Genomic DNA, 22201 nt, shown 5'->3' on the forward strand with positions numbered 1-22201 from the left:
TTAATCTAAAGGGGGAAAATAGAAATGAAAATGAAAAAAGGCTTAACACTCGCTCTTGCAGGGACAATGCTTTTTTCTGGCCTTCTAGCTGGATGTGGTTCGAATAATAATACAAATGCTGCTAAAGAAACAAACAATTCAGCGGCAGCAGGGAATTCAGCAGGGAACACATCAGAATTAAAGCCATATGAGTTGAAGATGTATTTAATTGGTGGACCTCAAAAGGATTTAGATCTTGTCTTAAAAGAAGTTAATAAATATACCCAAGAAAAAATTAACGCGACGTTGAACATTACGATGTTCGATTGGGGCGATTACGATAAGAAGATGCAAGTCATCACCGCTTCCGGTGAGCCTTATGATATTGCCTTTACCTCTTCTTGGACAAATGACTTCCGTCGTAACGCTGCTAATGGGACGTTCTTGGGTCTGAATGATCTGCTAGATAAGTATGGTAAGGAAACGAAAGAAGTTTTGGATCCTCGTTTCTTAGAAGGAACTAAGATTAAAGGTGAGATCTATGGTGTTCCTGTAAATAAGGAGCTTGGACAGCAATGGGTATGGCGCTTCAATAAGAAATATGTTGATAAATATAACATGGACATTTCCAATATCCGTACATTGGATGATCTAGAGCCACTTCTTAAAACGATTAAAGAGAACGAGCCGGCTGATATTACACCGCTAGCTGTTCCTAAAGGCTTTAAACCATTCATGCCATTTGACTATGTACTAGGTGATGAGTTACCTATAGGGGTCTATATGGATTCCACAGATGGCAAGGTTGTTAATATTCTGGAGACACCTGAACTTGCAACATCGTTAGATACGATGCGTAGACTTTACACAGCAGGTTACTTACGCCCAGACGTTGCGACACTTGAAGGTATTGATAACATTAAGACCGGTAAATGGTTTGCCGATCGCGAAATCACACAGCCTTATGCAGAAAAAGGTTGGTCTCGTTCAGCAGGTTATGAAATTGTAACTTCGCCTATGCATGAGCCTTATGTATATACACAGTCCGCCGCAGGTTCGATGCACGCGATTTCCGTAACCTCAGGTGATCCTGAGCGCGCGATGATGTTCTTGAATCTTTTGAATACAGATAAGTACTTACGCAATTTGCTCAACTATGGTATTGAAGGCACTCATTATAAGAAAATCTCCGACAATGTCATTGAAGATCTGCCAGCTATGCAAGATAGCTATGCAATGCCAGGCTTCACACTTGGAAACATGTTACTGACTTATCTGCATGCTGATGACCCTGCTGATAAATGGGATGCTTTCAAGAAGTTTAATGATTCTTCAAAAGAAGCCCCTACCTTCGGTTTTGCATTTGATCCTACACCTGTAAAAACAGAAGTAGCGGCTATCAACAACGTAACTAAAGAATTTATGCCAGCGCTATACACAGGTTCTGTTGATCCTAAAACATATCTGCCAAAAGCAGCGAAGAAATTTAAAGAAGCTGGACTTGATAAAGTCATTGCAGAAGTTCAAAAGCAACTTGATGAGTGGAACCAGACAAAGAAATAAGCTAATGAACGTAACACGCCTAAGATTAATCACTAAAGGTAACACAAATAGGATTAGTGGAGACGGGCAGCTATGCTGCCCGTCTCTCTATCTATCCCCATTTATTATGAAGGAGTGAGAATATGGAACAATTCCGACTTCCCGCCATCTCTATGCCGAAGCTGCCGCTTCCTCAAGCGGTTCAAGAAGTATTGAACGAAGCAGAGGAGAAGTTAGCTCATCGGCCAAAGCTGTTGCAGCTTTTTAAGAACTGTTTTCCCAATACGCTTGAGACAACGACTAAGCTTATGGATGATGGGACAACGTTTGTAATTACAGGAGATATCCCAGCTTCTTGGTTGCGAGATTCTGTGGAGCAGGTTATGCACTACGTGCCCTTTGCTAAAAACGATCCCGATCTTCAGCGGATTATTGGCGGGTTAATTAAACGTCATATCGAGTATATTCATATCGATCCGTACGCCAATGCGTTTAATGAGTCAGCGAATGATTGGCATTGGAGCACTAGCGATATTACGGAAATGTCCCCCTGGGTGTGGGAGCGTAAATTCGAGATCGATTCTCTTTGTTTTTCCATGCGTCTGGCTTATGCCTATTGGAAAGAAACCGGAAAGGCTGATATATTCGACGCCGGATTTAAGGCAGCAATGTTCAAAATATTCAACCTGTTCAAAACTGAACAGCGCCATAGTGAATTATCTCCATACCGCTTTACGCGTAACAATGGGATTCCTGAAGATACACTGCGTAATAACGGTCTAGGTATGCCTGTTAATTACACGGGTATGGTCTGGTCCGGATTCCGCTCGAGTGATGATGCATGCGACTTTCATTACAACATCCCGGGGAATATGTTCGCTGTTGTTGCATTACGTCATATGCAGGAATTCGCTGAATGGGTATTCCGTGATCTTGAATTTCTGGAACAGCTTAAAGTATTAGAAGCTGAGATTGATCACGGAATTCAATTGTATGGTATTTATCGTCATCCGAAATTCGGTCCAATCTACGCCTACGAGACCGATGGTTATGGCAACTACTGCTTGATGGATGATGCGGGAACACCAGGACTCCTGTCGATTCCTTATCTCGGCTATGTTACCGCAGAGGATGAAATTTATCAGAATACGAGACGATTTGCTCTGAGCAAGGAGAATCCTTTTTATTTTGAAGGAACCGCAGCGAAGGGAATCGGCAGTCCGCATACTCCCAAAGACTACATCTGGCATATGGCATTATCGATGCAAGGTTTGACGGCTTCAACTAAGGAAGAAAAGCTGGAGATGCTTGCGATGTTAGAAGCTACAGATGCGGATACTGGCTTTATGCATGAGGGATTCCATGTTGATGATCCGAATACGTTCACTAGAAAATGGTTCGCCTGGTCCAATAGTCTGTTCTCTCAACTTGTCTATAAAACGATGAAGGAAGGACTACTATGACCAGCCCGAGCAGACCTGTAATCATATTCTATGATTCTGATTTTCCAATTTCCAGTCCCATTCCTAGCGATGCGATTACATCCATGAGTGAGTTCGGATCTATTGTAAATGAGAATCAGCTTGCACAAACGCTGCACGAAACGAAAGGCGGCTGTTTCATCAATCTGCATGCACCCTATTTCCCGAAAGCGGCCTGGATAGCCATTCTTGAATACCTGCAAAGAGGTGGCGGGTTGATTAGCATTGGAGGCGCACCCTTCAAACAACCTGTTCGTTGGGAAAATGGCCGATGGCATGTCGAAGCGGAGCAGACTTCCTATCATCAGGAGCTGTATATTCATGAGGCACTTCGTGTTGAATGCTCACGCAACCATTCATTGCTTGCCTTGGATGTCATTCCTCTGCTTAAGGGTCAAGAATCTCTTTTTCTAACGAGTGCAGACACATGGAACCTCGTGCCACATACGACAAAGTCGAGTGATTTACCACATCAAATGGGCTCGGCAGGTCCGATGAGCACACGGATTTACCCGCTCTTAAAGGGAATTACGTCCGAGGGTCGAGAAACCGCTGCCCCAGTGGTTCTTTGGGAGAATACGATTGGTTTATATGCAGGTTCACGCTGGCTGTTCGTAAATACACCTGCAACAGCTTCTTTTTGGGAGCAAAAAGGTCCTTCCGCGATATCCAATTGGGCGCGTTTCTGCAGCAAGGGTGTTACGGAAATGTGGGTTAAGCCCAATTACGCGTCTTATGAATCAGGAGAACGTGCTTCCCTAACCCTTCAGATTCAGCAGCTTGAACGAGTGAGACCTTCTATGCGAAATGAAGATACATGGAATTTCACAATTTATGTAGAGCATGAATCAGATACCTCTTTGAAGTGGTCTCAGAGTTTGGAAATGAAGGCGAATGCTGAACTAAACATGGTGCGTCTGCCCATTCCTCTGGAGATAAGTAGGGGCCTCTACCATATTGTCTGTGAAGCAGAAGCCAGTGATGGTGAGGTTCGTATTCTGCGTCAAGGGTTCTGGGGTCATGCTCCTGAGCTGCTGGCAGCAGGCAATCCGGTAACGAGCGGCAGAGATTATTTTATAAAAGATGGGCGTCCGCTACCAGTGGTCGGCATGACTTATATGGCGAGTGATGTGGCGCGAAAATTTCTTTTTCTGCCGAACGTCGGAGTTTGGGATCGTGATATGGGCCAGATGCGGAAGGCCGGGATTAACTGGATCCGTACAGGGATCTGGACAGCTTATCGCAATGTGATGCAAGACGATGGACATGTCTCGGAAGAAGTATTGCGGGCGATCGACGCCTTCATCATGACGGCGAAAAAGCATGATCTTCAGGTGACGTTCACGTTTTTCTCCTTCACCCCGGAAACGTGGGGTGGGGTAAATCCTTATCTGGACCCACAAAGTGTGGAGGCTCAGAAGCGGTTCATTCGGTCTATTGTATCTCGTCATAAAGATTCTTCGAATGTAGACTGGGATCTTATTAATGAACCGTCGATGTTTGATCCGGACCGTATTTTCTCGGACGGCCCGAGTTCATGCCATGATCGCTTTGAGCGACAAGCTTTTAGGGAATGGCTACAAGAAAGACATGGTGTAATCGAAGTGCTGCAGGAACGCTGGAATATGACGCCCGCACAGCTTCCGGACTTTGCTTCGGCAGGGCTGCCTGAAGCAAAAGAGATGAACTTCGACGTACAAGATATGCACAGTGCTAAGAGGGGGACACGCTGGTTGGATTATTGTTTGTTCTCTATGGAAATGCATAACCGTTGGGTGAAGCAATTATACGATACCATTAAGGAGCAATGTCCAGCTCAGATGGTTACGGTTGGCCAGGATGAGGGACTAGGAGCGCAGCGTCCTTCGCCGTTTTTCTATGAGGAGGCGGTAGATTACACTACTGTGCATTCCTGGTGGTTTAACGACTATTTGATATGGGATGGCATTTTTGCCAAAACCCCCAATAAGCCAAACCTAATTCAGGAGACTGGCGTCATGTATGTAGAAGCTCCAGATGGCCGAGCCAAACGTTCAGAACAAGAGCTGCGGAATTTGCTGGAACGGAAGTATGCTTACGCTTTTGGAACGGCTGGTGCGGGGGCTATTCACTGGATCTGGAATACGAATTTCTATATGGATAATGCGAATGAGTCCCATATCGGAGCACTGAGAGCAGATGGAACCGAGAAGCCTGAGGCAGACGTATCTTATGATTTCGGGAAGTTTATAGAAGGTATCCGTGATATATTTGGTGATCGGAAATTGGAAGAGATTGCGGTGGTGTTCCCTTATTCGAATGATTTCTCTAATCGAAAGTTGGCTTTTGCGTCTACAACAGAGCTTACCCGCATTCTGTCTTATGAGCTCAAGATGTCTTTTCGGGGGGCATCCGAATACCATCTAGATGATTTGGAGAAGAACCCTGCGAAGCTGATTATACTGCCAAGCGCGCATAACTTCGCTGATGCAGCGATGGAACGGTTGTTACACATTGTTGAAGAGACAGGAGCGGTGTTGCTTGCCACTGGACCGTTAGGCATTGATGCCTACTGGCGTTCTTCAGATCGGTTGAGTGATATTCTTGGCAAACGTGAATTGCGTAATGTTCGCCGCGAAGAAGTGATTAGCCTTCAAGGCCAAGAACTCCCCGTCTCCTTCGGTCACCGACGGATTGCTGAGGTGTCGAAGGAAACGATCATTCAACAAAATGGTGGAAGTTCTACTATAGACACTGTCGAGAACATACCGCTTGGCAAGGGTCGACTCCTATGGAGTCCACTGCCAGTTGAATTGAGTGAGCGTAGGGATACTACGGCTGCACTTTACCGCTACGCGGTTAATGCTGCTTTTGTGGAACGTGATTTTGAATGGATTAGTGGTGGGGACTTAGCGGGTATCTACGGACGAAAACTGAGCTTTGCTACGGGTGCACTTTTTACCTTCGTGTCGGAATATGCCCAGGATGCAAAGATCGAGGTGAAGGATTCGGCCACTGGCCGAACTTATTCGTTCGTGTTGGAACAGGAACGTTCTGTTCTTTTTGCCACGGATAGTAAAGGAGATTTGCTTGGTGTTTATCGCCCGCAGGAAGTCGAGATTCATGTCAATTATCCACATCTTCTACATTAAGCAACTTGGTAGATAGAACGCATTGCATATAAGGAGGTCTTCACTTTGGAAAGCTCAAAACAATCAATTAGCCCTCAGACAGCCCATATCATTTCCCATACACACTGGGACCGGGAATGGTATCTTCCCTATGAGAAGCATCATGTACGCTTAGTGAAACTGGTTGATGAATTACTGAACCGGTTGGATGAGGATAACGAATTTAAGAGTTTCTATCTGGATGGACAGACGATTATTCTGGAAGATTATCTTCAGGTACGTCCAGAAAATCAAGAGCGGCTACAGAAATATATTACGGAAGGTCGCCTTCTAATAGGACCTTGGTATATTTTGCAGGATGCGTTCCTTACTAGTGGGGAGGCCAATGTTCGTAATATGCAGATTGGCCATCAGGATTCGAAGCGTTACGGGGAACCCTCCAAAATCGGTTATTTTCCGGACACCTTTGGTCTAGTCGGCCAGACTCCACAATTAATGCTGCAATCCGGCATCAATAATGCCTTTTTTGGAAGAGGTGTGAAGCCCACTGGATTCAATAATACGGTGTCGGATGGAGGTTACGAATCCTCATTCTCGGAGCTGATTTGGGAAGGCCCTGATGGATCAAAAGTGCTAGGCATCCTATTTGCCAATTGGTATTCTAACGGAAACGAAGTGCCTGTAAATGAAGCAGAAGCCAAAGTGTTCTGGGAGAAAAAGCTGGCAGATGCGCGGAAGTTTGCCTCTACAGGTGAGCTGCTGTTCATGAATGGTTGTGATCATCAGCCGGCTCAACTGGATTTGCCAGAGGCTATCGAAACTGCGAAGCGGTTGTATCCAGATATGGAGTTCATTCATTCGAACTTTCCTGATTACCTTAAGGCCGTAGAGGGTGTAGTGGATCGCAGCAATCTGTCGACTGTAAAGGGCGAACTGCGGAGCCAGCATACCGATGGATGGGGTACGTTAGTGAATACCGCGTCTGCTCGTGTCTATTTGAAACAGATGAATCAGGAAGGGCAAATCTTGCTTGAAAAGTTGGCCGAGCCACTTGCTTCGTTCGCACATTTACTGGGCAAAGAGTACCCCCATCATCTGTTCACCTATGCATGGAAGACATTAATGCAAAATCATCCGCATGATAGTATTTGTGGATGCAGCGTGGATGAGGTACACCGTGAGATGGTCACCCGTTTTGACAAAAGCCGTCATGTGGCAGAGACCATTGTTGAGGATAGTAAACGAGTGATTGCAGAAGCTGTGGATACGTCCGGGTTTACAGCATATGGTGAAGACGTGCTTCCACTAGTAGCGATGAATATGACGGGTTGGAGTCGCACGGGTACTGTGAGCGTAGAACTTGATGTGGCGCGTCTATATTTGCGAGAAGGATTCTCTCTGGAAGAAACGGCTAGCCGTATGATTGGAATTGACTTGCACGGTCGTATGTTAGTAGACGATCAAGGGAATAACATTGCCTGCCAGCTGAAGGACTTGGGGCTTCAGTTTGGTTATGATTTGCCAGATGATAAGTTCCGTCAGCCGTATATGTGCCGCCGGGTAAGACTTACCTTTGAAGCCGTAGAAGTTCCTGAGCTAGGTCTTCGATCATATGCTTGGGTTCGCCGAGCAGATGCAAAACTGGCAATAGCCGCTGAATCTTTGCTATATGGAGATCGGGTGCTGGAAAATGACGTTATCAAGGTAGTCATTAATGATGATGGTTCGTTTATGCTAAGTGACAAAACTAGTGGGGTGACCTATCAAGATCTTGGTGTATATGAAAACACCGGGGATATCGGCAATGAATATATGTACAAACAGCCAGAGGCCGAACAAGCTTTGACGACTAAAGGACTGAAGGCTAACATTTGTGTACTGGAAAATACATCGTTTCGCGCCGCTATAGAAATTAACCATAACTGGGAGATTCCAGCCTCGGCAGATGATAAGCTGGATGAGGAGCAGCGTGCACTGGTTTATTATCCGGAGCGCAAAGCTCAGCGCAGTAGTGACACAGTCATTCTGAAACTTCGTACTGTAATCTCCTTGGAGCGGGGCGGAAAGGGATTGCATATCGAAACGACAATAGATAACCAGGCCAAAGATCACCGGATTCGTATACTGTTTCCAACAGATTTGAACGCTGCCACGCATCGTGTAGATTCGATGTTCGAGGTTGCTGAGCGGAATATTGAACCAGCCACAGAATGGAAGAATCCGAGTAACACGCAACATCAGCAAGCCTTTGTTGATATTAGTGATGGGAAAGCGGGTCTAACCGTCGCTAATTTTGGATTAAATGAATATGAAGTGCTGCGAGATGGGCGTAACACTATTGCGATTACGCTGCTACGTTCTGTTGGCGAACTTGGTGACTGGGGGCTATTCCCAACTCCAGAAGCGCAGTGTCTGGGAGAGCATGTTGTTCGTATGGAGCTTATCCCGCACACTGGTGAGGGTATAATTTCTGGTGCTTATGCTGAAGCTTACCAATTTCAGGTTCCGTGGATTGTTTGCCAGACCGATGTACATGCAGGCGTGGTTGCGCCGGTGTATACTCCATTTGATTGGGAGAGTAAGGAACTCGCATTTTCTTCACTAAAAATGAACGAGCAGACTGGAGATATACTGATGCGTTGGTACAACATGAGTCAGCAGAACACCAACCTGGCCTTCCATTCGTCTATTCCACAGCAGTATTTCTATAAAACGACGATTCTAGAAGAGGAGAGCCACCCAGTTTCTAGGGATGAGAAAGGTAGCTTGGACTTACTGATCGGTCCATGCGAAATTGTAACGATTGGTATTAGAAAATAAATGAAAAAGGACGGTGTCCAGAGAGTCGTATGACTTTTGGATATCGTCCTTTTTTGTATAAATACGTATCTTAGGAAGAAGATTTGCCGCGCGCAGTGGATCCAAGATGATCAATCTGCTCTTCCAGAACCGCACTTGCTTGGCCTAAAAACTGCGAAATAAGGGCGAGCTCTTCATCCGTATAAGAAGCTGCGAGCTTAACCATGGCGGTATGGAGCGGTTGGTACGTATTAATGACATCATCTTTATTCTCATATAATGGCACAATAATCACTTTACGGCGGTCATTCGGGTCATTTTGTCTGCGGACATAGCCATTTTTTTCGAGCCGGTCTATTAATGCCGTAACACTGCCTGTGGTCAGACCGGTTAATTTAGACAGTTCTCCAGCAGTGATAGGACCTTTCTCCCGTAGAATATCTATAGATAAGAAATCATTATTGTATAACCCAAGTGAGGCGGCTACATTTTGTTGGTACAATACCGTTCGGTTTCCCAAACTGCGCATAAGCAAGGTGAATTGTTCCTGCTCTGGTGTAGGTTGTTCGTGGCTTGACAAAAGATAACGCTCCTTTTAAAATAATTATATCTTGATAGTCAAGATATTAGATTATAAAGTTATTCTAAAATTTTGTGATTTATCAAATACATTCTATCGAAATTAGAAATGTTTTGCAAAATAATTGCAATCCAACAACTTTGGGCAACCATATGGATAGAAGATATAACTACGAACCAGTGGGTTGAATTGAGAGGGGAATAGATGTGAAAGAGACTATTGTTATTAAAGGGGCAAGAGAGAATAATCTGAAAAATGTCTCGCTCACGATTCCTAAGTATAAGCTAGTTGTCCTGACAGGACCTTCGGGATCAGGGAAATCGACGTTAGCTATGGATACACTTCAGCGGGAATGCCAAAGACAGTATTTGGATTCCATGGGCATGACGTCAGATACGATCAGCAAACCAAAGGTGGAGTCTATTATTGGACTGTCTCCGTCCATTAGTGTTGGACAACATGTCACCAATCGTAATCCCCGTTCGACAGTTGGGACAGTCACCGACATCTATACGTTTGTCCGGTTTATCTTTTCCAGATTAGGCGAGCGGGTTTGCCCTTCCTGTAGTGGCAGCATTCCACCTTCTTTTGAAGCGAGGGGATTGCTGATCGAGGAAGACGAGGAAATGCATGGTCAAACGATGGGGTGTCCGCATTGCGGAGCTGAGCTTGAGAGGCTGGGCATGTCCCACTTTTCTTTTAATAAACCGGAGGGAGCTTGTGAAGCCTGCGGTGGTGTTGGATCTGTGGCAACTATAAATGAAGCGGCGGTGTTTAATCCAGAACTTAGTATGCATGAGGGTGGTGTTGCCTCGCTGAATGGTGTTCATCGTGATATACAGATGCGTATATTAGTGGCCGCTGGCAAGCATTTTGGTTTTGTGTTTGACCCAGATCAGCCCTTAAAAAATTACGGCGAAATTCAGCGCGACTTGTTATATTACGGAGTGGAAAGTGAGGCGTTTAAGCGCCATTTTCCCAATGTTAAGCCGATTCAAGGCACCAAATTTGAAGGCGTCATTCCTGGTTTGTGGCGGCGATACAAGGAGAAGGAAGGAGAAGCTGGTACACAGGAAAAAGACGGCGGATTTTTTCATGAGCAGCAATGCCCAGAATGCCTTGGCGCTCGCCTAAAAAAAGAAGTTCGTCTCGTTCGGGTAGCTGGCACATCGATTACGGAGCTATCGGATTGGTCATTAAGCGATGTTTACGAGTGGACGAAAGGCTTGCAGGCGGCTTTGCCCGCCGAGGGACTTCATCTGCTTGAACCCATCCTTCACGATATGCCTACCCGACTAAAACGGATTATCGATGTTGGTCTTGGTTATCTTTCCATGAACCGTCAGACGGTCTCCCTCTCTGGTGGAGAGGCACAGCGGCTGCGCCTTGCCTCATTGCTGGGGTCAGGTCTGACTGGAGTGTTATACATTCTAGATGAACCGACGACCGGGCTTCATCCGCGGGATACTGTTGGCCTCATTCGTGTGCTTCAGGAGCTGCGCGATTTGGGTAATACGGTGCTCGTTATCGAGCATGATATTGAGATGATGCGCGCTGCCGATCATATTATTGATATGGGTCCGGGTGCTGGTCTGGACGGAGGGCAAGTTGTTGGCGAGGGCAGCATTGAGGATTTGATGGCAAGCGAGACTTCTGTTACGGGAGCCTATCTTAGAGAAGAGCGTAATAAGACTGCTGCATACGTTCGCCGGAAAGGTGACGGAAAACAAATCACCATCCGACAGGCACAGTACCGGAATATTGATATCCCGGAGGTTTCATTCCCTCTAGATTGTCTAGTTTCTGTAACTGGGGTTTCGGGTTCAGGCAAGTCGACACTAGTCTTTGATATTCTTGCGCAAGGCAGTGCGAAAGAACATGAGCAAATAGGCTGTGCGGAGATTGCGGGCTTAGATCAGGTTGGAAATATAGTGATCTTTGACCAATCGCCCATGGGTAGAATGTTGCGTTCTAATGTAGCGACATATACAGATGTATTCACACATCTGCGCCAGCTGTTTGCTGCATTGCCGGAGGCGAAAAAAAGAAAACTGACCTCCAAGCATTTTTCCTTTAACACACCGGGTGGACGCTGCGAAACCTGTCAGGGTCTTGGGGTGCTGACTGTAGACATGAATTTCTTACCCGATCTGGAGGTTAAATGCCACGCATGCAAGGGGAGAAGATTTACGGATGAGGTTCTCCAGGTGAAATATGATGGATATTCCATCTCGGATCTGCTGGACATGTCCGTACAGGAAAGCTTGCCGATTCTTAAGTCGGAAGCCAAAATGGCGGGGATTATCGAGACATTGTGTGAGGTGGGTCTCGGTTACCTTAAATGGGGACAATCTGTCAAAACCTTATCCGGTGGTGAAGGGCAACGGATTAGACTGGCTAAAGAGCTGAGCAAACCTTCCAAAAACCATACGCTCTATCTGCTTGACGAACCAACAACAGGCCTTCATCCGTCAGACATCAAGCAGCTCCATACCTTATTGAGCAAATTGGTTGATACGGGAAATACCGTCGTAGTTGTGGAGCACAGTTTAGAGTTGATTCGGGAGTCCGACTGGGTGATTGACATTGGCCCTGAAGGTGGCGTTGTGGGCGGTAAGCTTGTAGCTGAAGGTACACCGGAGCAGGTTGCTGAAGTGCGGGAATCCTACACAGGGATGTTCCTGAAACGGATTCTGGCTGAAGGGCTGTAACTTAATAAAAGAGGTGCCCAAAGCCATGAAAATGGCTGGGGCACCTCTCTTTTTTTGAACTTAAACCAAACCTCTGCTCTCAACTCTAAACTTCGTCTGAACGTCTGAACCAATCTCATTCGCGCGTACTTAGCACTTTCGGAATAAGAGATGATCATGAGTCAATGGTGTTTGATCCGCAGATGATTAGGATACGGTAGCATCAGACAGCGAAAGACAGCGAAAGACAGCGAAAGACAGCGAAAGACAGCGAAAGACAGCGAAAGACAGCGAAAGACAGCGAAAGACTATGCTTCGGCGGTATCGGACTCAGCAGACCAGCGAATGATCATTCTTCGGCGTGTCGGACTCAGGAGACCAACGTATGATCATGCTTCGGCGTATCGGACTCAGCAGACGTTATAAGCAGGAAAATCCGCCATTTGGAGTATTATCGGACCGCATAGCTCCTATTGGCGGGAAAATCACCGTATAAGAGCCTGATTCTAAGAAATAGCTGCGCTGGAGTCCGATGAGTTGCTGAAAAGGCGATAAATTAGTAAATAGCGTCATTGGAGTCCGAAAGCCTCAGCAGGAGATCATAGTAGCAGTAGCAGTAGCAGTAGCAGTAGCAGTAGCAGTAGCAGTAGTAGTAGTAGTAGTAGTAGTAGCGGTAGACCCAGCGAAAGACTATGCTTCGGCGGTATCGGACTCAGGAGTCCAGCGAATGACTATGCTTCAGCGGTATCGGACTCAGCAGACCTTATATGCAAGAAAATCCGCCATTTGGAGTATTATCGGACCGCATAGCTCCTATTGGCCAAAAAAACGCCTTATAAGAGCCAGTTTCTAAGGAATAGCTGCACTGGGGTCCGATGGATTGCTGAAAAGGCGATAAATTAGTAAATAGCGTCATTGGGGTCCGAAAGCCTCAGCAGGAGATCGTGCATCTAGCGCAGCTTAATAATCTAGCAGACGTCCATTATCATGCCATTGCCCGTACATTTTATTTTCTTTAGTGTTTGCTATGAATTTGTCTAATTTACTCTTAAATAAATCTGGCTGATGTTTATTGCTTTGGATCGTGTCGATCCGAACTCTTTTATAAAGGGCTGGAAAGGCCGTGAAATTCTCATATACTTGCCTGTCCTCTTTTAGCCGTTGCTCTATAATCTTATCTACTATAAAAGAATCAGGGTTCATATCAGGAAGTATCCGTTTTCCTTCAGCACTCATTAACCCCAGCTTTTCGAGGCGGCGGACACGCTCTTTATTCAATTCAGTCCAAGAGCTTTTGTTGCTTCGGGGAGAGAGTCTTTGCGCCAGCTCCGTTTCCGAAATTTTCTTTTTCACTCCATCGATCCATCCAAAACACAAACATTCCTCAACTACGTCCAAATATAGCAACGTTTCTGAGTTTGGCGTCATACTAACGAGTACCCAACAAGATTGTTCAGTCTTACAATTCTCCTGCAGCCAAACTCTTAAATCTTCTCTCGTTTTCACTGTAATTAGATTTTCAATCTCCATAATTAAAATACAATTTCCTTTCTAGGTATGGAGTGGAGCGTCTTGCCCATCCGAGATTAAATAGCTTCCGCAGGAACCTGATACCAAAAAAGAGCATAGTCATTCATGGTGGAAGCATGGCCTAACTGCCGTAACATAGTAGATACATTGCCTCTATGATAAGTCCCGTGATTGGCGACTTGCAACACAATTTCTGATAGGCGTGTTTGGCGGATTCCGGCGAATGGATTGTCAAGCAGAATGGTTTGCTCCAAATCGGATTGGTTGTGTAACCATGCTTTGTATTGTTCTGATAGCTGGGCAAAGATATTTACGTATTCATCCACAGAATCTAGAATGCTCAAATTTAGCGGGATACTTTGTTGAAAAGCCTCTGGCATGGCAGTGCCTGTTAATACAAGATACCACATCGTATCAACCGCATAGATATGGCTAAGGGCATGAGCGATGGTGGGAAATGAGCTGTTCACTTCTTGACTTAGCACAGAAGGCGGGAGTTCCTTGATTCTTCCCAGGATAGTTTGGTTTGCCCAAGTGTGGTATTTAAACATTTCTACTGTATAATTTGTCATTCGTACATTCTCCTTTTGAATGGTCATGGATTTGTTTTTGTTACTGTAGTTAATATAAAAGAAGAAGTATGACATCAGACTGTCATACTTCTTCATAAAGTTTGAGTGTGTTTTGAAGCTGCTCTTTTAAAATACCTCGCAATGCAGGGGGTTCGAGGACTTCGGCGCCGCTGCCAAAACTCAGCAGAATGGACCAAAGCCAATGTGCTTCCAATGGCTTATACACAGGAATTCGCATCGTCATGCTTTTATCGGAATGAAATTCCTTGTCGACTTGATGAAACTGATCCAAAGCTTCTGCCAGAGCCTCAGGGCCTACCCGGATCACTATTTCCTCCACCTGATCTGCCCTGTTTGAACAGCCGGCCTCTTTGGGTACCTCATGTTGCGAATGAAAGGTATCCTGCGTCAGGAACAAATTCAGCATCCGGGAAAGTCGGAACTCCCGATAGTCCTGCCGTGTCCGGCAATAACCATAGATGTACCAGTTGCTATATTTAAAATGAAGCTTTACTGGTTCCATTTCACGGGTTGTACGTTCATTTTTTACACTGATGTAATCAAAACGGACAACATTTCGTTCCGATATAGCCGCACGTAAAAGAGGAAGTGCGTCAGGATCCGTACGCCGGGTTTCAAGATCCACCGCGAGACTAGAGGTCTGTGGCTCCGTTCCAATCGTTTGCAGCCGTTCAATGGTTCCTTGCGTATGCTCATCTTCAAAAACGGAAGAAAGACTGTTAAGTACAGTAATCAGAGAAGTGACATCATACGAACGGAGCAGGCTTTTATCCATTTTATATCCGTCCATTATGCCATATCCACCTTTAGTACCCTGATACGATACGACCGGGATGCCAGCGGCACAAATCACATCGATATCCCTATAGATTGTTCGCTGGGAAACCTGAAACTCTTCAGCCAGCTTGGAGGCAGATAAAACTTCGTGGTTCAATAGCTTGTAGATCATAGAAATCAATCGTTCCAATTTCATGTGTGCATTCCCACCCATTAGTCCATTTCGTGTTACAGCGTGATTATATCATAGATTTTTTCGGGCTAATTTTGGGAGGGAGGAGTTTTGTTGTTGGCGATGAAGAAATATCCTATGACAGAGTCGATTAAATCTATTTACAGATTAAATCCGCAGGCTCGCCTGATAAATCATTAACAGAAATAATAGCATCGTTTTTTTTCACAGGTGGGGTCCAATATTGCTCATTCCCAGGCAGGTCATCGAACCATTCGGCGTCCTTTGGACAATCTAGAATCATAAATTTTCCGTATTCCTGATCTCTGGATTGATGGTATTTGAGATAGGCTTTTCCGTTATCAATGGCGAGAATTTCTATTTTTCCTGAGGTGTGGCTCATGGATAAGCGTACTCTTTTGCCAAGTCCTGAGGTTCTGGCTTTGGCTTCTTCTACAATTTGATAGACTTGCTCGAGCGGTAATACGAAATCTCGGTTTCCGGCTACGGGCCGGTTCACAAAGAAGTAGTAGGGTGTAACGCCAGCCCATGAAAGCCGGTCCAGTAGTTCCCCTAAAATAACGGGATCATCGTTGATGCCTTTGAGGATGGGGGTCTGATTTACGACAATTGCCCCTGCGTTGTGGAGAGCTTTAAATGCTTTTTTGGCTTCAGGTGTGATTTCACGAGGATGATTGATGTGCGCCATAACATAGATTCGTTTGTCTTCGGTAGAGTAAGTACGAATCAGCTCCAGCAGCTCTTCGTCTTCAGAGATCCGCATCGGATTAAATACGGGAATTTTGGAACCTAGTCTAATGATCTTAACATGCTCAATGCTTCTTAGATTTTCAATAATGGATCTTAGCTTCGGTGTGGAGAGAATTAAACTGTCCCCGCCCGTAAGAAGTACGTTGTTAATCTCCGGATTCTTTGCGATATACTCCAAGCCCGGAGAGACATCAGCCATCGCCTCTTTCACGTCATTTCGGAACAGACGCTTACGGAAACAGTAGCGGCAATAAGCCCCGCAGACCTCGGATACAATCAGCAGTGCAGTTGTTCTATACTTGTGCTGACAACCAGGTACCACATAATTCGTGTCCTCATCGGAGGCGTCCCAGCGCCCATATTCCAGCAGTTCACCTTCGTTAGGAATAACCAGCTTACGGATGGGATCATTTGGATCATCCCAGTTAATTAAAGACAGATAGTAGTCATTTACACGAAAAACAAATTTGTCCGTAATTTCTTTCAGATTCTCTTTTTCCAGCTCAGACAACATAGCTATTTTGTTAATATCCGTGAAGTACTTTACCTTTTGCACGTACATCTCTCCTTTGTCTCGTAGTGTGAGAAATGAGGGAGCCTTAGTGTCAAAGGCCAATCTACTGCCAGCAGGGTCCAAAAAAGCACAAAAAGAGACCCTTAGCAAGGGTCTCTGGTTATGTAAATAACATGAAAAGCAGACCCATCCACTGCTGACGAGGTTAGCTGACGGACTCGGGTAAGATGGTACCCTACATTCTAATGCTCAATGATTCGCCCCAATTAACTGGTTCCCCCGCTTTTCAACTGTAAAAGTTGGAAATTAAGCGTAGATAAAGTATACCCTATCAAGTTTTGAAAAGTCAAAAGAGAATCCTAGATTCACTTTCAATTGTTAGCGCTACTTCCGCCGAGTAGTTTAGGCAACAGCGTTAGCAGCTTCTCCCGGGTTAACGCATCACTAGAGTTCCATTTGCTTCCGTCGAGCAGATAAACATGTTCCTGACGTACTGCCGGGAGACTGTTCCAAAGTGAACTGTCTAGTAATCGTTCCATCGCAGCTCGCGAGTCTTTGCGTTCCGGAATGAGCATGAAGATATGATCTCCGGCGTAGGCAGGCAGTCGCGTTGGATCAACTTCGGCGAACCCTAACTCTTCGTCCAATATGGCCTGGATCTCTTCGGTCGGTTGTAAACCACATGGGGCATAAAGCGCAGTGGAGAATCCGGACATTCCCATAGCATATAGATGATCTCCATGATCATAGACCAAAGCAGAGGCGGTTTCTCCAACTTGAAGGGTTGTCGTGTAAAGCTGCTGCCACATGGCAGCGTTTTTGATTGTGAATGACTCCAGCCATGCTTCGGCTTCGCGCTGTTTACCTAGCCAACTGCCTAATGTCCGCATTCGGTTGTCGAGAGGCGCAAATGAATCAAAGGTGAGTGTCGGAGCGATACCAGAAACTGCTCTGTAGGCTCTTTCATCACTATTTGCCAAAATGATCAAATCTGGGTTTAGGGAAGCGGTCAACTGCGGGTCCAGTGGAAACCCGACGTTGGCGAGCTTCTTAAGCCGATGTTTATAGACGCTGTTCCGGGCGAACGCTTCATCTCCACCGATAGGCTTTACGCCTAACGCGAGAAGGTCGCCAAGTGTTTCGCCATGATAGACAATACGTTTCGCTCGCTCTGGAATCTCCACCTCATGACCCGTCCAATCCTTGACGGTAAGCTTACGACTTTGCTGATGTGCATATTGTCCGGGTGTAACTCCGGTTTTTTGCCGAAAGCGGCGGCTGAAATAGTATTCGTCCGAGAAGCCGACCAGTCTGGCGATTTCCCGCAGTGGTTCAGTCGATTCCTGCAGGAATCGTTTGGAATGATTAATGCGCAGATCCGTCAGGTATTCAAGCGGCTTTTTACCCGTAAGCTGCTGAAAGATCGGTGTATATTGCCAGATTGATATTCCCGCCAGTTCAGCTAACTGCTTCACGGTGATACTCTCTGTATAATGCTCCTGAATGAATGTTATGGTCTTTTCTACGGATTCCGTAGGACTTGGCAGGTGTTTGGAAGGGTAATTATGCTCAAAAAGTAGCAGCAGCAATTCTTGGAATTTTAATTGTCGCTTGAATTGTTGTACATCATCGGTGTTATTCCTGTTCATGAGCAGGTCTTCGACTAGTCGGATTACCTTGGTGAACGGGTGCACAATTAACTCCCGTCTGCCGGAAAGCAGCTCTCCAGAATATCGTTTAGGATGCTCGGTTGTATAAATTGCTGTAAAGGTGATGAGGTAATAATACAACGTCAGCTCCTGGTTGTCCGTACTATAGGAGATTCCAGGAGATAGTAGATAACATTTATCCGTACTTAGCATCACGCTTTGATCATCGAGGTTCAATTGTCCGTTCCCTCCAGTAAATATGAGAAGGGTATAGTCCTGGGTTGTACGCGTTATAGAGCTTGAATCGGCAGCTTGAATCATCAGTTCGGCCTCGTTTAGCTGAAATAGCAGAGAGTGGAGTGGGGGGCAGGACGATGATGTATGCAGCATGGGTTCAGCCTCCGTTCATTTGGTGAGAATGATTATCAATGAATTCATTGTATATAAAAAAAAGAAGCATATCAACAGCTGTTGACATGCTTCTTACAGTTTTTTATCAGCCTTGTGTTAAACTCTTCATCACAGAAGGTTATTTCATATTCAATAGCTGTGGAATTTCCCCAAGCAGCCATTCTCTTGTTGTCGCATCACTTGAAGTCTTCATGATGTCTTGTGTATAGACATATCCGTTCTTGACGGCAGGAAGGCTCTTCCAGATAGGGCTCTTTAATAGATTCTCTGTGGATTGTTTTGCTTCTTCTGCCACTGGAGTCAAGAGGAATATCCGGTCTCCGGCATATTCTTTCAGGACTTCCATGGATACTTCCTGGAACCCTTTACCTTCATCAAGGATCTTCTGAATAGCTGGAGTTGCCTTGAAGCCATTCTCCCCATAGAGTACCTGTGAAAGTCCGGTTGCTGCCATTATAAACAGTCTGTCTCCTGGATAATAAGTGAAGACCGCAGCCGTTTCGCCCTCTTTCATGCCTGTGGATTTCAATTGCTTCCACATGTTCTCTTCAGCGGTTTTATACTGTGCAAGCCATGCTTCTGCTTCAGTCGTTTTCCCAACAATTCCACCAATGTCCAGCATACGTTCCTGGAGTGGGGCAAAGGTATCAAATATTATAGTGGGTGCAATTTTGGAGAGCTGCTCGAAATCAGCTTCATCTGTGCCCGCATAGATGATCAGGTCAGGCTGAAGCTCCAATGTTTTTTCCAGATTGATAGGGAAGCCTACATCCTCCACACCTTGTAATTGATCTTCAAAAACCTGGCCTTCACCCATAGAAAGAGGATAACCTACCGCTTGCACACCAAGTGCGAGCAAATCGCCATAAGTTTCTCCAGAATAGATAATTCGCTGCGGATTCACCGGAATCTCTACAGTATGCCCTATGTAATCTGTATAGGAACGAGTAGTCGCTGCTGCTTCATCTGTACTGCTATCTGAGGGTTCTGCTGAAGGTACTGCGGTTGCAGCGGAAGAGTTCCCGGTTGCGTTTGCCGTACTATTGGCAGAGGATTGTTCCTTTGAGTTTCCGCACGCTAGTAGCAATGTACTCAGCAAAAATAGTACACATACCACAGCGAAGGACTGTCGTACCTTGTTCATATCTTATTGCCTCCCTATTATATGTAACGACCACCAATAATGATAATCATTCTCGATTAAAATATATCATAAATTAAAGCCTCTTTTTACTCAATGGACAAAAAATAACCCCGTAATTTGATTTGTACAATCAAGTAAAAAGGATGTGTTTAAAATTATTTTGAATTATTTTTAGCTGCTTGGAAAAATACTCTAAATAACAGCAATCGAGAGAAAGAGAGGGAGCTTGTCTTCATAATAAACTTGGCAAAGGAATCCCTTGAAGCACATAGGATTGTGGTGTTTTTTTGAATCTGATTACTGTTATGTATTAAGAAGTTCAGGTGATGCAAAAATCCAGGTTTGTCCACATTGATTGTAATCGTTATCATTACGTGGCATGTTATCTACCGTGCTTGACGTCAGTAGAAGGGCTTTGTTATGGTTTTTATAGTCAAACGCAAGCCGAAATAGCTTTTTGTAGAATATGCAGAAGGTTTTGCGTAAGATATTCTAACCAGACATAATACGAGGGAGATGGTTGATTGTGATCAAAGGAATTATTTTTGATTTTGACGGAACGATTATCGACACGGAGACTGCTTGGTACACCGCATTTAACGAGGCTTATGCAGAATATGGAGTGGATCTGACGCTTGAACAATATTCCACCTGCATCGGCACGAGCTTGAACAGTTTTAATCCTTATGAATATTTAATGACTGATCTTAAGCTAGCGATTGACAAAGAAGAGTTCAGTAAGGCTGTTAAACAGAGACACAGCAAACTTATGGAGCTTGAAACAATACGACCAGGCATTCAGCATTATCTTGATTCCGCCAAAGCAGCTGGACTACGCATAGGGCTGGCCTCAAGTTCTTCACTGGAATGGGTGGAAAAATATCTGAATCAATTGGGTATTCGCGAGTATTTCGAATGTGTTCGGACTGCCGACCATGTGGCAAAAGTGAAACCAGATCCGGAGCTATATAACCAAACGTTAGCTTGTCTTGGAATCACAGCTGATGAGGCGGTTGCTATCGAGGATTCACCGAATGGATCTAAGGCAGCGGCAGCAGCTGGCATCCGTTGCATTGTGACGCCTAACGAAATTACTAATTTTCTTGAATTCGATAAGCAGCACCATAAAATTGATAATCTAAGTCTTCTTGAATTTGATCATGTAGTTACTCAACGTTGCTTCGTATAGAGAAACCGAGAAACTAAGTTCAAATTAAAGGGGGATACCAAATTGAGAGCCGTACATTTTGGAGCAGGCAATATTGGCAGAGGTTTTATTGGGCCTATGTTGTCGGACTCCGGTTACAATGTTTGTTTCGTCGGAAGAAATAAGAGTAAAATTGCCCAATTGCAAAAACGTGGGCAATATCCTGTCACCCTAGCTAACAAGAACCGGGACAGCTTTATTGTTGATAATGTTACTGCAATCAATCTGAATGATACTGAGGACGTTACTAGAGCTATAGCAGAAGCTGAAATTGTGACAACTGCCGTCGGAATATCCGCTTTAAAAGATATTGCTGAGACCATTGCGCAGGGCATCGAACGAAGGCTTGAAAATAGCAGAAATCTCAACCCTCTTCATATCATTGCCTGTGAGAATGGGATTGGAAGCAGTCAGAAGTTGAAAAAATCAGTTTATCGGCATATGAAGCAATCCTTCAAGGAACTTGCTGACCGCAATGTCGCTTTTCCCAATGCGATGGTGGACCGGATTGTACCTATGCAGAAAAATACAGATTCACTTGAAATCCTCGTTGAACCCTTCAGTGAGTGGGTTATTCCCCGCAGTGGAATGATTGGTAATTACAATGAAATTAAAGGCGTCCATTATGTGGATTCGCTGGCGCCATACCTCGAACGGAAGCTATATACTGTGAATACAGGTCATTGCAGTGCAGCCTATTTTGGATACCTGGAAGGTTATACTAGCATTCAAGAAGCGATGTCTGATCCCGAAATCAGAGCTCGTGTTCACGGGGTGCTTAAGGAAACAGGGGCCTTATTGGTGCATTTATATGGCTTCAAGCCCATAGAACATGACCGGTATATAGAAAAGATGATGGAACGATTCACTAACCCCAACTTTAACGATAAAATTACACGTGTCGCCCGCTCTCCGCTTCGCAAGCTTTCACCTAATGATCGACTCGTAAAACCGGCAATGCTTGCTCATGAACTTGGTTTTGAGACCTCACATTTAGTCTCAGCTATTGCTTCTGCACTTTATTTTGATCATGAAAAAGATCCAGAAGCCTTACAGCTTCAAACGGACATCCGAAACCACGGGCTAAGTGAAGTCATTGCTGCACAACTAAAAATCCCCACGGAGCATCCGCTTCATGGTCGCATTATTTTGGAGTCCAACAAATTACGCGCGAGATATCCTCATAGGACTAGAATGAAGACAGTAAACGTCAGGGTACCCTACTTTTAATATAAAACGATGGTTATAAACC

Annotated in this window: 14 protein-coding genes and 1 riboswitch; of the genes, 7 read left to right on the plus strand and 7 right to left on the minus strand. The window is 45.0% G+C overall.

The features are described from left to right. Positions 1 to 24: 24 nt before the first annotated feature. From MKY14_RS01875 to MKY14_RS01890, 4 genes are all read left to right on the plus strand, one after another. Positions 25 to 1542, plus strand: a complete 1518-nt coding sequence (locus tag MKY14_RS01875; protein WP_076129999.1) for an ABC transporter substrate-binding protein — start codon at positions 25 to 27, stop codon at positions 1540 to 1542. A gap of 122 nt (positions 1543 to 1664) precedes the next feature. Further along, positions 1665 to 2984, plus strand: coding sequence for a glycoside hydrolase family 125 protein (locus MKY14_RS01880; RefSeq protein ID WP_340975646.1), 1320 nt, complete (start codon positions 1665 to 1667; stop codon positions 2982 to 2984). Next, positions 2981 to 6133: a beta-galactosidase gene (locus MKY14_RS01885; protein WP_340975647.1), complete on the plus strand. Its 3153-nt coding sequence runs from the start codon at positions 2981 to 2983 to the stop codon at positions 6131 to 6133. The genes MKY14_RS01880 and MKY14_RS01885 overlap by 4 nt, the downstream gene beginning before the upstream one ends. Positions 6134 to 6178: 45 nt before the next feature. Then, positions 6179 to 8932: an alpha-mannosidase gene (locus tag MKY14_RS01890; protein WP_340975649.1), complete on the plus strand. Its 2754-nt coding sequence runs from the start codon at positions 6179 to 6181 to the stop codon at positions 8930 to 8932. A gap of 70 nt (positions 8933 to 9002) precedes the next feature. On the opposite strand, the gene MKY14_RS01895 is transcribed toward MKY14_RS01890, so the two are convergent. Next, entirely contained in the window at positions 9003 to 9440 is a 438-nt protein-coding gene (locus MKY14_RS01895; protein ID WP_076277474.1) for a MarR family transcriptional regulator, read from the minus strand. A 257-nt stretch (positions 9441 to 9697) separates the two neighbouring features. Between MKY14_RS01895 and uvrA the strand changes: the two genes are divergently transcribed. Then, complete coding sequence (gene uvrA, locus MKY14_RS01900; protein WP_340975650.1) at positions 9698 to 12202, plus strand: excinuclease ABC subunit UvrA; 2505 nt, start codon at positions 9698 to 9700, stop codon at positions 12200 to 12202. 939 nt (positions 12203 to 13141) lie between these two features. On the opposite strand, the gene MKY14_RS01905 is transcribed toward uvrA, so the two are convergent. The 6 genes from MKY14_RS01905 to MKY14_RS01930 all read right to left on the minus strand — a co-directional run bounded on the left by MKY14_RS01905 (position 13142) and on the right by MKY14_RS01930 (position 19742). Continuing rightward, positions 13142 to 13711 carry a YdeI/OmpD-associated family protein gene (locus tag MKY14_RS01905; protein ID WP_339190536.1) on the minus strand — a complete coding sequence of 190 codons (570 nt, stop codon included), beginning with the start codon at positions 13709 to 13711 and terminating at the stop codon, positions 13142 to 13144. 56 nt (positions 13712 to 13767) lie between these two features. Next, positions 13768 to 14283: a DinB family protein gene (locus MKY14_RS01910; protein ID WP_339190537.1), complete on the minus strand. Its 516-nt coding sequence runs from the start codon at positions 14281 to 14283 to the stop codon at positions 13768 to 13770. Between the two features lie 82 nt (positions 14284 to 14365). Beyond that, on the minus strand, positions 14366 to 15277 hold the full coding sequence (locus MKY14_RS01915; RefSeq protein ID WP_339190538.1) for a helix-turn-helix transcriptional regulator: 912 nt from the start codon (positions 15275 to 15277) through the stop codon (positions 14366 to 14368). Positions 15278 to 15410: 133 nt separating this feature from the next. Beyond that, entirely contained in the window at positions 15411 to 16586 is a 1176-nt protein-coding gene (locus MKY14_RS01920; RefSeq protein ID WP_370510714.1) for a KamA family radical SAM protein, read from the minus strand. Between the two features lie 131 nt (positions 16587 to 16717). Next, positions 16718 to 16861, minus strand: a riboswitch (cyclic di-AMP (ydaO/yuaA leader). 48 nt (positions 16862 to 16909) lie between these two features. After that, entirely contained in the window at positions 16910 to 18577 is a 1668-nt protein-coding gene (locus tag MKY14_RS01925; RefSeq protein WP_340975652.1) for an AraC family transcriptional regulator, read from the minus strand. A 139-nt stretch (positions 18578 to 18716) separates the two neighbouring features. Continuing rightward, positions 18717 to 19742 (minus strand): ABC transporter substrate-binding protein, encoded by a 1026-nt coding sequence (locus tag MKY14_RS01930; protein WP_340975653.1) that lies wholly within the window; start codon positions 19740 to 19742, stop codon positions 18717 to 18719. 526 nt (positions 19743 to 20268) lie between these two features. Between MKY14_RS01930 and MKY14_RS01935 the strand changes: the two genes are divergently transcribed. Then, positions 20269 to 20931, plus strand: coding sequence for an HAD family hydrolase (locus MKY14_RS01935; RefSeq protein ID WP_036689719.1), 663 nt, complete (start codon positions 20269 to 20271; stop codon positions 20929 to 20931). A gap of 42 nt (positions 20932 to 20973) precedes the next feature. Beyond that, on the plus strand, positions 20974 to 22179 hold the full coding sequence (locus MKY14_RS01940; RefSeq protein WP_340975654.1) for a mannitol-1-phosphate 5-dehydrogenase: 1206 nt from the start codon (positions 20974 to 20976) through the stop codon (positions 22177 to 22179). Positions 22180 to 22201 lie beyond the last annotated feature (22 nt).

Source organism: Paenibacillus sp. FSL R5-0887 (assembly GCF_038002305.1).
In the GTDB taxonomy this organism is placed as follows: Bacteria; Bacillota; Bacilli; order Paenibacillales; family Paenibacillaceae; genus Paenibacillus_AQ; species Paenibacillus_AQ odorifer.